This window comes from Oribacterium sp. Sow4_G1_1 (genome assembly GCF_052116105.1).
Classification (GTDB): Bacteria; Bacillota; Clostridia; order Lachnospirales; family Lachnospiraceae; genus Oribacterium.
In genome coordinates this window covers 17,385-31,038 of the sequence record NZ_JBQKLS010000012.1, presented here as the reverse complement: position 1 = coordinate 31,038, position 13,654 = coordinate 17,385, and the positions used below count along the sequence as shown (strand labels likewise).

Genomic DNA, 13,654 nt, shown 5'->3' with positions numbered 1-13,654 from the left:
TTACTCATCCAGCTTCTTCGGCCATCTCTCCTTGATCAGGCTGGTCTTCAGACCGGTCTCGTTCGGCTCGAAGCACTCCGCGAGGATTTCCCAGCCGAGATCCAGTGCCTTCTCGAGAGGAATGTTTACACTGAGGTCCATCAGCTTCGATTCGAAGAGCTGACCATACTTGAGGAGCTTATCATCCCAGGAGCTCATCGCGAAGCCCATGGACTTCTTCTCCAGACTCTCCTTGTACTGTGCATAGAGCTTGATCATACCATCCATCAGTGCACGGTGGTCGTCACGTGTGCTGCCGTTGACGTTCTGCTTTAGTCTGGACAGGGAACCGAACGGCTCGATGTGTCCATTTCGAAGATAGAACTGACCCTCGGTGATGTAGCCGGTGTTATCTGGTACCGGGTGAGTGACATCATCACCAGGCATCGTGGTTACACCGAGAATCGTGATGGAACCTGCGCCATCGATATCCACGGCCTTCTCGTAACGGGATGCGAGCATACTGTAGAGATCGCCCGGGTAACCTCGGTTCGAAGGTACCTGCTCCATGGTGATCGCGAGCTCCTTCTGTGCATCGCAGTAGCTCGTCATATCCGTGAGAAGTACGAGTACCTTCTTGCCCTCGAGGGCGAACTGCTCTGCGACGGCGAGGGACATATCCGGAACCAGCGTACTCTCTACGGTAGGATCCGCTGCGGTATGAATGAACATGACGGTGTGACTCATCGCGCCGCCCTTTTCGAGGGTGTCACGGAAGGTCAGGTAGTCGTCATACTTGAGGCCCATACCGCCGAGCACGATGACATCAACCTCTGCCTGCAGTGCGATACGCGCAAGCAGCTGGTTATACGGCTCTCCGGAGATGGAGAAGATCGGGAGCTTCTGGCTCTCGACGAGGGTGTTAAACACATCGATCATCGGGATACCGGTACGGATCATGTGCTTCGGAATTACTCGCTTCGCCGGGTTGAAGGATGGTCCGCCGATATCGACCATGTTTTCGGTCAGGGCAGGACCGTTATCTCTCGGTACACCGGCACCATCGAAGATACGGCCGAGCAGATGCTCGGAGAAGGAAACCTGCATCGGTCTGCCGAGGAAACGCACCGGGTCATTGGTGCTGACACCCTGTGCACCGGCAAATACCTGGAGGGATACGAGATCCTTATCCAGCTTGATTACATTCGCGTAACTGTCACCGACCAGTGCGAGGTCTCCGTTTCGGATGCCCTCTGCACGGACGGTAACGACGTTACCGACGATCGACTCAATTTTTGTATATACTTTTTGCATAAGACCTCCTAAGCGATTGCCTTTGATTTATAGAAATCAGCGATCTTATTCTTCTGTGCTTCAAAAGCGTCTGAATTAAATTCGGTTCCGTGCCAGTCCAGGAACTCCTGTCTCAGCTGGTTAAAGAAGGAACGAATCTCATCCTTGTCCTCGAGGTCGTACTGCTGCATCAGTGCATCGTAAAGAAGATCGAACTCGACACGCTGTCTCTCCGGAGAGTCGGCCGCATCGATCGGATCGAAGGAGTTCTGCTGGAGGTAAACGGCATCGAGAAGCTCACCCTTCTGATAGGTGATGTAATCTTCTGCCGTCGTACCTTCCTCACCGACGACCTTCATCATCTGGTTGATTTCGATACTTCTCTTCAGAATACTGCGGCTCTCTTCTACACGATCCATCGGGATGATGCCGGTATACTTCGACCAGGATTCCGTCGGATTGATCGCCGGGTATTTACGTGCATCGGAACGCTCACGGCTCAGTCCGTGGAAAGCGCCGACAACCTTCAGGGTTGCCTGTGTTACCGGCTCATCGAAGTTACCGCCGGCCGGGGATACCGTACCGCCGATGGTGACCGAACCGATGGAGCCATCCTTCAGACGAACCTTACCGGCACGCTCATAGAAGGCGGCGATGGTGGACTCAAGGTATGCAGGGAAGGCTTCCTCACCCGGAATCTCCTCGAGACGTCCACTCATCTCTCGCATGGCCTGGGCCCAGCGGGAGGTAGAATCTGCCAGAAGAAGAACATTGAGACCCATCTGACGATAATACTCTGCGAGGGTTACCGCGGTATAGCAGGATGCTTCTCGTGCGGCAACCGGCATCGAAGAGGTATTACAGATGATGATGGTTCTCTCCATCAGGGAACGACCGGTACGCGGATCATCCAGCTCCGGGAATTCCTTCAGGATTTCAACGACCTCACCGGCACGCTCTCCGCAGGCAGCGACGATTACGATATCAGCTTCTCCGTTCTTCGCCTCCATGTGCTGAAGAACGGTCTTGCCTGCGCCGAACGGACCAGGTACGCAGAAGGTACCGCCCTTTGCGATCGGCAGGAAGGTATCAACACAACGAAGCTGCATGATCAGCGGCTCATCCGGACGAAGTCTCTCTGCGTAGCACTTGATCGGCTGCTTGATCGGCTGCGTGATCACCATGCTGAGCTCCTTCTGCTCGCCGAGGCTGTTCTCGATGACGCAGATGGTGGCACGTACATTATACGTTCCCTTTGCCTTGATGGACTTTACGGTCCAGTCATCCCCCTTCAGAGTGAACGGAACCATGATATGGTGGGTGAAGATACCCTCCGGAACGGTTCCGATGGTATCACCGGCCACGACGCTGTCCCCTGCCTTTACGCTCGGTGTGAATTCCCAGTCCTTATCCGGGATCGCGTCGAGGTATACACCTCTCTGCAGGAAGAAGCCACACTGCTCTGCAAGCTCCGGAAGCGGGTTCTGAAGTCCATCATAGATCTGTGTCAGAAGTCCCGGACCCAGATCAACACTCATCAGCTCACCGGTAAACTCGACCGGATCACCGACCTTGATGCCATTTGACATCTCATAAATCTGCATACTGGCGATTCCGTTATTGATACGAATGACCTCACCCTTCAGACGCTTTCCGTCGACGAGGATATAGCCTACCTCGTTCTTACGGACGGCACCGTCGAAGCTTACATTCGCCATGTTACTGTTAATGCCAGTTACATGTCCTGTTATTGTTTCCATATATGTCTCCCGATATTTCTACTTATTACAAACTGTAAACGCGCTGCTGCACGACACGGAGCAGGCGGCGGAACTCGGCCTGACCCTTCTCGTGTTCGAAACTTCTCTGACGTTCGAGCAGCTTCAGCTTCAGCGCATAGCCGAACAGTACATAGTCATCAAACATATGAAGACCTACCAGCTGATCCAGCTGCTGGAATGAGAAATCCAGCATGATCTGCTCTGCCTCCAGAGGATTCTTCGCGGTAAGTGCGGAGCCGACGACCTGTGCCGTCACGTAATCCTTCGTGGAAGGTGCAGGATAGCTCTTTCCGAGCTTCATGCTACGCTGATAATTCAGCTCCTTCGTCATCGCACCGTACACCTGGTTCCACTCCTTTACGAGCGGGCCCTCCGCCGAGTTCAGTGTGAGCTCCGATAAGAGCTTATACGTGCCACGGCTGACGGTGGATTCACATAAATCAAGAAATTCCTGATAGCTGAGTGGCATATCTCCGTCACTCCGGAGTTCCGGCAGGCTCGATATCAGATAATAATAATGCGAAGCCATGAGCAGTACCTCCTATCAGATTTCAAGGTTTCTGAAGTACGGCATCATCATCTCTGCGATCGCATCATCGGTACAGTCGAAGTATCCTGATCCATCCTTGGCTGCCAGACGGAAACCGGCATTGACGCCTCTGGTCGGCTTGATCTCGAGGCCGTTTCGAACCTCGTCGGCAAGCTCTGCCTTCAGCTCATCGGATACAGCAGCGACCTCTGCGCTGTACTGCGCCACATCCTCGCCCGCCAGTGCGGCACGAATCAGCTTGCCCAGCGCGGCACCGGACAGTTCCTTGCGGATATCGTTCTTCAGAAGCTTCTCGTATTCCTTCTGAACCTCCGTCTTAAACGAGAGCATGGCGTCACGCTTTGCCTGCTCTGCACTGACAGCGGCACTTTCCTTCATGACTCCGATTTCCTTTTCTGCGCCTGCTTTCGCAGCAGCCGCTTCTGCCTTTGCATCGGAAATAATTGCGTCTGCTTTTTTACGGGCTTCCGCAATGATAGAGTCAGCTTCAGCGTTTGCTGCATCGACACCCTCTTTGCGAATCGATGTAACCAGATCCTGAATCTGTAATTCCATAGGCCTCCTCCTTGTATGCAATGTTAATATTTTGGTAATCCCAATTCAGATAATTATAATTGTTAAAAATTTATTAGTAAAGATTCTTTATGTGATTTTAATATTTCGGAGATTTCTTCCTTTTTTACTATCTATTTTCGGAAACTATAGTACCTGAACTTCGATAGGATCAACATCTTGTATCTTATCATACAGCATGTCTATTTAATACATACAAAAAAGAGCCTGTGTCATAAAAGACACAGACTCTCTTCTATACATATTTATGCTTCCGGCTTCGTAGCCTCTGTTTCAGCGGCCTTCGGCGTCGGTGCAGTCTCTGCAGCCTTCGGAGCGGTCGGAGCAGCCGGCTTCTTGACCACCGGGCGCTTACCAGTGATGGCACCGGTCGGACACTTCTGGGCACAGATACCGCAGTCCTTACAGTTCTCGTTCATCACTGCAAGATCATTCACGATATGGATACCATCGAACGGACAGTTACGCTCGCACATACCGCAGGCGATACATCCGGTCGCGCAGGCATCCTTGACCGCCTTGCCCTTCAGATGGTTCTGGCAGGCAACGTTATGCTTCTTCTTATACGGAACGAGATCGATGATGTGCTTCGGGCAGGCCTTCATGCAGGCACCACAGGCCACACACTTCTCCTTATCGACGACAGCGACACCGTTTACGATGTGGATCGCATCGAATGCACAGGCCTTCACGCAGGTACCGTAACCACAGCAGCTGAATGCACACTCTTTCTCGGAACCGTTTGGTACGACCGCAAGATCGGAACAGTCTGCGATACCGGAATAGTGGTATGCCTGCTTCGCCTTCGAGCAGTCACCCTGGCAGCGTACGAACGCGACCATCTTGCTGGACTCGTCGATCGGCTCCGCCTTGACACCCATCACCTCAGCGATCTTCTCAGCGACCGCAGCACCACCAACCGGACACTGGGTGACGGCAGCTTCACCGCTTGCGATGGCCTTCGCACAGCCATCACAGCCCGGGAATCCGCAGGCACCGCAGTTGTTACCTGGCAGACAGTCTCTGACCTTCGCTTCACGCTCATCTACTTCAACCTTAAACTTCTCGGAAGCCACGCCCAGGAAGATGCCGATGACTAAACCGACAGCTCCGACCAGGATGGCAGCAACAACGACAAATAATACCATTTTCTCTACCCTCCTATCAGATCAGACCCTGGAATCCGAAGAATGCCATGGACATCAGGCACGCCGTCAGAAGAACGATCGGTGCGCCCTGGAAGGAACGCGGGATGTCCTTGTTATCCTCGAGCACATTCTCACGAACATAAGAAAGGAGGAGAATGGCGAGGGCAAAGCCGATACCGATGCCGAGTGCGTATACGATACACTCGATCATGTTGAAGCCATAGCTTACGTTGTTCAGTGCAACACCGAGTACGGCGCAGTTCGTGGTGATCAGCGGAAGGTAAACACCGAGCGCATCATAGAGGCTCTTCATGTTCTTCTTCATGAACATCTCAACCAGCTGCACAAGTGCGGCGATGAGCAGGATGAAGACGATGGTGTTCAGGAAATCGAGGCCATCCTTGATGCCCAGTGCCTTGCAGATCGGGGAGCTTGCGCTCATGATGCCCACATAGATCAGGTGGGAAACGATCGATGCCAGTACCGTAACGAAGATAACGGCAGCGCCCATACCCTTGGAAGCGGAGGACTTCTTCGATACACCGAGGAAGGCACAGATTCCGAGGAACTGAGACAGAACGACGTTGGAAACAAGAGAATATTTAATTGCAATTAACAGAAGATCTACCATACTCATGCCTCCTTCACGTCAGCGGCATCTGTGCTCTGGTTATAGGCACCGAACACATCGCCGGAGGTTACAAATTCGTTTGGCTCCTGTCCGCCGTTGGTTGCAGACGGAAGGCCCAGCTTATTCTGGATCGCGGTAAGGAAAGCGAGCACCAGGAACGCACCCGGAGCCAGAACCATCATACCGATATGGAAATCATCCGGGATGATCTGGAAGCCGAAGATGGAGCCTGCACCGAGGATCTCACGGAATGCACCGAGCGTAACGAGCGCGAAGGTGAAGCCGAGACCCATTCCGAGTCCATCGAAGAAGGACAGGATCGGCGTATTGAACAGCGCAAAGGACTCTGCACGTCCGAGGATGATACAGTTTACGACGATCAGCGGGATATAGATACCGAGCGCGCTGTAAACATCCGGCGTATAGGCCTGCATGAGGAGCTGTACGACGGTTACGAGCGATGCAACGACGACGATCTCACTCGGAAGACGCATACGACCAGGAATCACCTTACGAATAGCGGAAATGAGCATGTTGGACATGACCAGTACGGCGGTCGTGGAAAGACCCATGCCGATCGCGTTGGTCGCACTCGTGGTGGTTGCCAGCGTAGGACACATACCAAGCATCATGATGAAGGTAGGATTTTCTTTAACGATACCGTTATAAATTCTTTCTACATATTTATTCATCTTCTATCCTCCTTCACTTAAGGATGTAATCCTGAACAAATTCAGTAGCGGCATTGACCGTGTTCGTAACCGCGGTCGAGGTGATGGTCGCACCTGAAATTGCATCGATTTCATCCTCACCGGCACCGCCGCCCTTCTTTACAGAGAGCTTCGTGCCCTTGCCGGCAAACTGCTCATAGAATGCAGGCTCTGTAGCCTTCTGGCCGAGACCTGCCGTCTCCGGAAGTGTCTCCGGGAAGGAAATACCGGTTACCTTCAGATCTGCATCGACACCGACGACGACGATGACACTTCCACCGTAACCAGCGGCTGAGCCCTTGACGATGTAGCCGGTTTCTGCACCGGATGCATCCTTCGCAGCGACGACAGAAATCAGGGAAGCGCCGCCATTATCGGCTGCGATCTTTCCATCGCTCTGCGCGGTGGTGAGGGCATCTGCATAGGTCTCATCATCGTACTCCTCTGCCGGCATAACCTGCTTGTAGGATGCGATGGTGGAAGCCATATTGATCTCATAGATTTTCTGCTTCGTCAGGCCGTAGGCGCCACCGAGGCAGCAGCCGGAAATCAGTGTGATCAGTGCGAGGACAAGCGCGTCCTTCATAAATGAATCTTTCTTCATTTCTTAGCGCCCTCCTTTCCGAAAGCCTTCGGTACGGTATGCACATTGATCATCGGCACGAGGATGTTGCAGATGATGATGGCATAGGAAACACCCTCTGCGGAGCCACCGAAGAGACGGAACAGTCCGGTCAGGATACCAAGCATAATCGCGAAGATGATCTGGCCGAGCGGGGTGATCGGGGATGTAACATAGTCCGTCGCCATGAAGAATGCACCGAAGATCAGTCCACCGGCGCAGAGCTCACAGGCGAGATAGTAAAGGTCGAAGCCGTGACCACCGAAAAGCAGCGTGAATACGGCAACGGTTCCGATGTAGATCAGCGGGATCTTCGGAGAAATTACCTTACGGATGATGAGGTAGGCTGCACCGATCAGTACGCAGAGCTTCGAAACCTCACCGATGGTTCCAGGGATACGTCCGAGGAAGGCAGCACCGAGGTCGACCTTGGCGATCGCATCCGGATTCGTCTTCATGAAGGCAAGCGGGGTTGCACCGGAAAGTGCATCTGCGCCGACACCGGTGAAGCTGGTCATCTTACCTGCGAAGGAAATCAGCAGGAAGCATCTGGCAGCGAGTGCCGGGTTCATGAAGTTCTTACCGAGGCCGCCATAGAGCTGCTTTACGATGATGATAGCAAAGACAGCACCGAGACATGGAATCCATGCCGGGATATTCGGCGGGCAGTTGAGCGCAAGGATGAGACCTGTAACCGCAGCGGACCAGTCCTTGATGGTGATCGGCAGCTTCATGCACTTCTCATACACAAGCTCGGAAATTACAGCAGCAGCGACCGTCAGGATACATACGAGTGCAGCGTTGAAGCCCCACTGGATGATACCGTACAGGGTCGTCGGAATCAGGGCGATGAAGACATCGCGCATGATTTCCGCAGTCGTTACGTTGTCACGAATATGCGGATTTGAGGAAAGATTTAAAAGCTTACTCATTATTTCTGTACCTCCTCCGCTTTCTTCTCAGCGGCCTTCGCCTCTGCTTCAGCCTTTGCCTTTGCAGCGGCAGCTCTACGCTCCGCACCGACACGGCGCTTCATCTCCTTGAAGCCCTGGGTGAGCGGACGCTTCGCCGGGCATACATATGCGCAGGCACCACACTCGAGACACTCCATGCCCTCGAGCGCTGTGAAGCGGGCGGTATCCTTCTTCAGTGCAGCCTTGAACATCATGGTCGGCATGAGGTTCTCCGGGCATGCGGAAACACAGCGGCCGCAGCCGATGCAGGCTGTGGTCGGCTCATGGGAAACCTGATCATGTGCGAATGCCAGGATGGAGCTCGAGTTCTTCGCTACCGGGATATCCAGCTTAAAGAGCGGAATACCCATCATCGGTCCACCGCAGACGATCTTCTCCGGCTCAGTCTTGAAGCCACCGGCCTGATCCACGATCTCCTGGTAGTTCATACCGGTCGGCACGCGGAAGTTGCCCGGCTTTGCCATCGCATCACCGGTGACGGTGAGGATTCTCGAAACGAGCGGCTTCGATTCACAAACGGCCTCATAGATGGCGAGCATGGTGGCAGCATTGTCCACGACGCAGCCTGCGTCTGCCGGAAGCATACCGGAGTTGATCTTACGACCCGTAATCGCATAGATCAGCTGGCGCTCACCACCCTGCGGATACTTGGTCTTCAGTGCCACAACCTCGATGTTGGACTCGCCCTTTGCGGCTTCCGTCATCGTGCGGACAGCCTCTGGCTTATTGTCCTCGATACCGATTACGCCCTTCGCGTTCGGGAAAATCGAAAGGATGACCTTGAGGCCGCCGATGATCTTCTCCGGCTCCTCGAGCATGATGCGATAGTCGGAGGTGAGGTAAGGCTCACACTCGGCACCGTTTACGAGGAAATAATCGATCTTATCGATGTTCTTCGGTGCCAGCTTCACGGAGGTAGGGAATCCTGCTCCGCCCAGTCCGACGATACCGGCTTCCTTTACGATATTCACGATCTCGTCACGCGTGAGCTTCGTATAGTCTCTCGCCTGACCGAAACCCTCGATCGCTTCATACTGCTGGTCGTTCTCTACTACAATTGCGTCTACCATGGCTCCGCCGGCCGTCAGCTTCTTCTCGATACTCTTTACAGTACCTGATACAGAGCAGATGACAGGTGCGGAAATAAATCCACCGGCCTCAGCGATCTTCTGTCCGACGAGGACACGATCCCCCTTCGCTACAACCGGCTTCGCCGGTGCACCGATATGCTGAGAAAGCGGATAGACCATGAGTCCCTGTGGCTTCAGCTCGACGATCGCCTGATCTTTGGCGAGGTCCTTGCCGTCATAGGGATGGACGCCACCTTTAAAAGTGGTAACACCCATGTTCACATACCTCCTAAAATAAAATCATAGACTGATATATTATATCAAATTCGCGAGGCTCGACAACGAATTTTCTTCGAATGTACGCCTTTTTGTGCATGTTTTCAACAAAAAATTTGTTAAAATTATGACATAATAAACAAAAATTTGACAATAACTGGAAAAAGTCACCAACTCGGAGTTTTTCTCCGGTCTGGTGACTTTTTCTTAAAGATTTACCGCTGCTTTCTTCTGCATGAGAAGCAGCGGAACTGCACGCATGCGGTTTCCGAGCGCCCGGTTCATGGAATCCGATGGTGAGACGGGACCGTGCTTCGGCTCCGCTCACTCCACGGTGACGGATTTCGCGAGGTTTCTCGGTTTATCGACGTCGAGGCCCTTGGCGACGCTCACATAGTAGGCGAGCAGCTGGAGCGGTACGACGGCGAGGCTGGTCGCGAAGTACGGGTCCGTCGATGGTACGTAGACGGTGAAGTCTGCGGTATCCTCGATGCTGTAGTTTCCATAGCTTGTGAGGCCCATGAGGTAGCCGCCACGGGATTTCACTTCGACCATGTTCGACACGGTCTTTTCGAAGAGCTCCGGCTGGGTCAGGATGCCGACCACCAGGATGCCCTTCTCGATCAGGGAGATGGTGCCGTGCTTCAGCTCACCGGCCGCATAGGCCTCAGAGTGGATATAGCTGATCTCCTTCAGCTTGAGCGAGCCCTCGAGTCCGATCGCATAGTCGATGCCACGGCCGATGAAGAACACGTCCTTCGCATTGGCCTGCTTCGCGGCGAACCACTGGATACGCTCCTTATCGAGCAGGATGCGCTCGATCTTCTCCGGCAGTGTTCCGAGCTCTGTGATGAGCGCCGCATAGCGCTCATCCTCGAGCTCGCCCCGTACCTTCGCAAATTCGATGGCGAGGGTGTAGCCGGCGATGAGCTGGGTGGAGTATGCCTTCGTCGTAGCGACCGCGATCTCCGGTCCGGCGAGGGTATAGAACACGTTATCCGCCTCGCGCGCGATGGAGGAACCGACGACATTGACGATGCCGAGGGTCCGGATGCCGCGTGCCTTCGCTTCACGAAGTGCGGCGAGCGAATCGGCAGTCTCACCAGACTGGCTGATGATGATCACGAGGCCGTTCGGATCGAGGATCGGGTTCCGGTAACGGAACTCGGAGGCGAGCTCCACACGCACCGGGATCCGGGCGAGGCCCTCCATCACGTACTGTGTCACGACACCGACATGGTAGGCAGAGCCACAGGCGACGATATAGATCTGCGAAATCTTCTGGATCTCCTCATCACTGAGGCCGACGGCGGACAGATCGATGTGACCATCCTTTACGACGGAAGTGATCGTATCACGGACAGCCTTCGGCTGCTCATAGATCTCCTTCATCATGAAATGCTCGAAGCCACCCTTTTCGGCGGCCTGCGCATCCATCTTGATCTCGACGAGCTCCTTCTCGATCGGCTCCTGATCGAGGTTGAAGAACTCGGCCTTTCCGGCGGTGAGCTTCGCGATCTCGGAATTGTCGATATAGTACACGTTCTTGCAGTACTTGAGAATCGCCGGTACATCGGAGGCGACATAGGTCTCGCCCTCTTCGACGCCGATGATCATCGGTGCATCCTTCCGGGCGACGTAGATCTCCCCCGGGCAGTCCATAAACATGAATTCGAGGGCATAGGAGCCGCGGATCCGCATCATTGCCCGTGCGATCGCGTCGATCGGTCCCTGTCCGTACTTTTCATAGTAGTAGTCCACGAGGTTGACGGCGACCTCGGTATCGGTCTGGCTGTAGAACTGATAGCCCTTCTTCAGGAGCTTATCCTTGATTTCCTGGAAGTTTTCGATGATGCCGTTGTGAACCGCGACCACCTTATGATGAAAGCTCATATGCGGGTGGGCGTTGGTCTCGGATGGCTCGCCATGGGTCGCCCAGCGGGTGTGGCCGATGCCGGTGGTGCCCTTCATCGCCTTGCCGTCGTTCGTCTTCTCCATCAGATTCTTCAGGCGTCCCTTTGCCTTCACGACCTCGATCTCGCCCTGCTCGTTCCGCACGGCGATGCCGGCTGAGTCATAGCCTCTGTACTCGAGCTTCGAAAGGCCGTTCAGAAGAATTGGTGCTGCCTGCTGCTGTCCTACATATCCTACAATTCCACACATAAAAAAATCTCCTCTCACTGATCAGACGCATGCATCCGACGGGCGTTCTGCACAGGAAAGCAGGGCGGGCATCACCGGGAGGTCTGCCGGGTGTTTCTGCTGCCCGCATAGCATGCAGTGCCGCTGCGGTGGGTACAGAACAGGGGCATGCAGCGTGCATGCCCTGTGGATGTATGGGTGTTGTTCAGTGTGGGGAAACTTCTGTTACGGTGTTGATTCCGCTTTTTCTTTTTCCTCTTACGATCACTACTCCGTGACAGCATCCGCCGAGTCTTTCGATGACTGTCATCCTCGTCGACCTTTACGGTCCTGGCGCTAATGGATCACCGGTCTCCAGACGGAAGGATCCATTTGCCGCAAACTATAGCACAAAATGAGGTCTGCGGCAAGGCGGTGTGCAATCATGCCCGGTGCCCATACCCCGGAGAACGGCAACAGAAACACAGTACTGTTCAGACGTGGCTCGGCGGACAACAGCCGAAAACACAGTACTACGAGACCGGTGAAATCTAAGCCGGGGACCCTAAGCGGCACTAGGCCCTCTGCAATCGCTGAGTTTTCTTCATGAAAACTCAGCGTTGCAGAGGGTGCTAAGGAAAATGTACCAAGTGCCGCTAAGGGGACCCGGCTTGATTTCACACGGTCTCTTCGTATGGCTTCCGGCTGCCGTCCGCCGAGCCACGTCTTGACTTAACTACGCTTGAACAGTAACACCGACCTCGTAGTACTGCGCTTCAGTTATCGGTCCTTCGGTTTTCGTGATCAATGCTTTCTTCAGATGAATTTACTGGTGGAGCAACCTTGTCCGCTATGTTCGGGTTTACTTTTTCAGATTTTCTGGTTTTCCTGCGGCTGCGGATGGCCTTCACGATGCGGTAAATAATGAAAAAGAGGATCGCGAGGACGAGGAGTACCGGGATGCTCGCCAGGAACCAGATGAGGAAGCTGGTGACGGCGTCACCGAGGTCTTCGAGGTTCGATTCGAGGTTTGCCTGTACACGGCTCCAGAAGCCGCTCTTTTCCGAGGCGGTGAGGACGGTGGTTTCGCTGACATCGACCGTGACCGTGGAGTAATCGACCTGGTTATCGTAGCGGCGGAGGTCGGATTCGAAGCTGTCGAGCTGGTAGCGGATCTCCGACAGGCGTTGTTCGATGGCGATGACGGCGTCGACGGATTCGGCCTTCGCCATGAGCTGAAGCAGTCGGTCATATTCTGCCTGGAGGGCCTTCTTCCTAGATTCGGTGTCATGATACTGGAGGGTGATGTCCTGGGTATACTCGTACTTTCTTGTGAGATTGGCTTCTCCCTCAGCGAAGCTCAGGAAGCTGTCGACCTGTGGCTTCGGGATGCGCAGGGTGAAGTAGGCGCTGCGGCGACGGTCGGTATAGGCGTTACCGCTTACATCGCTGGACTCGATGTAGCCGCCAAGTGCGGTCGTCTTACTCTGAATATCCTGTACGAAGGTATCGAAATCGGTAGTCTCGAAGCTGAGGTCGACGTTTCGGATGAGCTTACGGGAATCCGGGATCTTCGTGGTATCGACCGAACCGTCGGCGCCGGTGCTGTCTGTGCCGGTATCGCCGCGTTCCTGCAGCGAAACGCTGTTCATTTTCATATTCGCTGCGCTGTCGTAGTCGGCGACGGCCTCTTCTGCTGAGGCTTCGTTATACATGCCACCGCTGGCAGCTGCCATCGTCTCACTTACATAAGCGCTTTTACTGGCACTGGCACCACAGGCCGTGAGGCCGGACACCAGCAGAAGGCCGGCAGCAGCGAGCGCCAGCAGGCGCACGCTGGTGTTGTTCAGGCGCTTCCGTTTCATTATGGTGGTATCACTCTTTCTTTTCATGGTCAGCTCCTTTCTGTATGGCCATGTGTTTTTC

Annotated in this window: 12 protein-coding genes; all 12 read right to left on the bottom strand. The window is 54.2% G+C overall.

What is annotated here, in order from left to right:
* The 12 genes from ACTQ52_RS08615 to ACTQ52_RS08560 all read right to left on the bottom strand — a co-directional run bounded on the left by ACTQ52_RS08615 (position 1) and on the right by ACTQ52_RS08560 (position 13,620).
* Entirely contained in the window at positions 1-1,293 is a 1,293-nt protein-coding gene (locus ACTQ52_RS08615) for a V-type ATP synthase subunit B (protein ID WP_441226870.1), read from the bottom strand.
* A gap of 8 nt (positions 1,294-1,301) precedes the next feature.
* Positions 1,302-3,032, bottom strand: coding sequence for a V-type ATP synthase subunit A (locus ACTQ52_RS08610; RefSeq protein ID WP_441982353.1), 1,731 nt, complete (start codon positions 3,030-3,032; stop codon positions 1,302-1,304).
* A 25-nt stretch (positions 3,033-3,057) separates the two neighbouring features.
* Positions 3,058-3,582, bottom strand: a complete 525-nt coding sequence (locus tag ACTQ52_RS08605; RefSeq protein WP_410043750.1) for a hypothetical protein — start codon at positions 3,580-3,582, stop codon at positions 3,058-3,060.
* 15 nt (positions 3,583-3,597) lie between these two features.
* Entirely contained in the window at positions 3,598-4,158 is a 561-nt protein-coding gene (locus ACTQ52_RS08600; RefSeq protein ID WP_441982352.1) for a hypothetical protein, read from the bottom strand.
* A 263-nt stretch (positions 4,159-4,421) separates the two neighbouring features.
* Positions 4,422-5,324 carry an RnfABCDGE type electron transport complex subunit B gene (locus ACTQ52_RS08595; RefSeq protein WP_410043752.1) on the bottom strand — a complete coding sequence of 301 codons (903 nt, stop codon included), beginning with the start codon at positions 5,322-5,324 and terminating at the stop codon, positions 4,422-4,424.
* 16 nt (positions 5,325-5,340) lie between these two features.
* On the bottom strand, positions 5,341-5,955 hold the full coding sequence (locus tag ACTQ52_RS08590) for an electron transport complex protein RnfA (RefSeq protein ID WP_410043753.1): 615 nt from the start codon (positions 5,953-5,955) through the stop codon (positions 5,341-5,343).
* 2 nt (positions 5,956-5,957) lie between these two features.
* Positions 5,958-6,647: an electron transport complex subunit RsxE gene (gene rsxE / locus ACTQ52_RS08585; protein WP_441982351.1), complete on the bottom strand. Its 690-nt coding sequence runs from the start codon at positions 6,645-6,647 to the stop codon at positions 5,958-5,960.
* Positions 6,648-6,660: 13 nt separating this feature from the next.
* Positions 6,661-7,269, bottom strand: a complete 609-nt coding sequence (locus ACTQ52_RS08580; RefSeq protein WP_441982350.1) for an RnfABCDGE type electron transport complex subunit G — start codon at positions 7,267-7,269, stop codon at positions 6,661-6,663.
* A complete protein-coding gene (locus ACTQ52_RS08575; RefSeq protein WP_441982349.1) occupies positions 7,266-8,219 on the bottom strand; it encodes an RnfABCDGE type electron transport complex subunit D in 954 nt (317 codons plus the stop codon). The genes ACTQ52_RS08580 and ACTQ52_RS08575 overlap by 4 nt, the downstream gene beginning before the upstream one ends.
* Positions 8,219-9,607, bottom strand: a complete 1,389-nt coding sequence (rsxC, locus tag ACTQ52_RS08570) for an electron transport complex subunit RsxC (protein ID WP_441982348.1) — start codon at positions 9,605-9,607, stop codon at positions 8,219-8,221. Before rsxC ends, ACTQ52_RS08575 begins: the two co-directional genes overlap by 1 nt.
* A gap of 324 nt (positions 9,608-9,931) precedes the next feature.
* Positions 9,932-11,770 (bottom strand): glutamine--fructose-6-phosphate transaminase (isomerizing), encoded by a 1,839-nt coding sequence (gene glmS, locus ACTQ52_RS08565; protein ID WP_441982347.1) that lies wholly within the window; start codon positions 11,768-11,770, stop codon positions 9,932-9,934.
* A 734-nt stretch (positions 11,771-12,504) separates the two neighbouring features.
* Positions 12,505-13,620 (bottom strand): DUF4349 domain-containing protein, encoded by a 1,116-nt coding sequence (locus tag ACTQ52_RS08560; RefSeq protein WP_410043759.1) that lies wholly within the window; start codon positions 13,618-13,620, stop codon positions 12,505-12,507.
* Between the last annotated feature and the right edge of the window lie 34 nt (positions 13,621-13,654).

Excerpts from the sequence above, each read along its gene's own strand:
- ACTQ52_RS08615 (WP_441226870.1), bottom strand. The coding sequence starts at position 1,293 with ATGCAAAAAGTATATACAAAAATTGAGTCGATCGTCGGTAACGTCGTT.
- ACTQ52_RS08610 (WP_441982353.1), bottom strand. The coding sequence starts at position 3,032 with ATGGAAACAATAACAGGACATGTAACTGGCATTAACAGTAACATGGCG.
- ACTQ52_RS08605 (WP_410043750.1), bottom strand. The coding sequence starts at position 3,582 with ATGGCTTCGCATTATTATTATCTGATATCGAGCCTGCCGGAACTCCGG.
- ACTQ52_RS08600 (WP_441982352.1), bottom strand. The coding sequence starts at position 4,158 with ATGGAATTACAGATTCAGGATCTGGTTACATCGATTCGCAAAGAGGGT.
- ACTQ52_RS08595 (WP_410043752.1), bottom strand. The coding sequence starts at position 5,324 with ATGGTATTATTTGTCGTTGTTGCTGCCATCCTGGTCGGAGCTGTCGGT.
- ACTQ52_RS08590 (WP_410043753.1), bottom strand. The coding sequence starts at position 5,955 with ATGGTAGATCTTCTGTTAATTGCAATTAAATATTCTCTTGTTTCCAAC.
- rsxE (WP_441982351.1), bottom strand. The coding sequence starts at position 6,647 with ATGAATAAATATGTAGAAAGAATTTATAACGGTATCGTTAAAGAAAAT.
- ACTQ52_RS08580 (WP_441982350.1), bottom strand. The coding sequence starts at position 7,269 with ATGAAGAAAGATTCATTTATGAAGGACGCGCTTGTCCTCGCACTGATC.
- ACTQ52_RS08575 (WP_441982349.1), bottom strand. The coding sequence starts at position 8,219 with ATGAGTAAGCTTTTAAATCTTTCCTCAAATCCGCATATTCGTGACAAC.
- rsxC (WP_441982348.1), bottom strand. The coding sequence starts at position 9,607 with ATGGGTGTTACCACTTTTAAAGGTGGCGTCCATCCCTATGACGGCAAG.
- glmS (WP_441982347.1), bottom strand. The coding sequence starts at position 11,770 with ATGTGTGGAATTGTAGGATATGTAGGACAGCAGCAGGCAGCACCAATT.
- ACTQ52_RS08560 (WP_410043759.1), bottom strand. The coding sequence starts at position 13,620 with ATGAAAAGAAAGAGTGATACCACCATAATGAAACGGAAGCGCCTGAAC.